Here is a 221-nt window from a genome sequence, read left to right on the forward strand (position 1 = left end):
TCGATGCCTACCGCCAGGCTGACTTCCAGGATCGACAGCGAGGTGCTGGAAATCAGCCGGGCGGCGGTCTCCACCCGCGTGCGGTTGGTGAAGTCCACCAGGGTTTCCTCTGCAAAGGCCTTGAACAGACGGGTCAGGTGGCGGCGCGACAAGTGGAACTGGTAGCCGATGGTGTCGACATCGAGGTTGTCCTGCAGGTGATCGCGCACGTACATCTGGAT

General features: G+C 61.5%; 1 protein-coding gene. It reads right to left on the reverse strand.

Annotation, left to right across the window (positions count from 1 at the left end):
- Positions 1-221 (reverse strand): helix-turn-helix domain-containing protein (locus ACW9IR_RS30260; protein ID WP_457466288.1); only part of this gene is annotated, 221 nt, incomplete at both ends.

It is taken from the genome of Pseudomonas sp. SDT291_1_S447 (genome assembly GCF_054070155.1).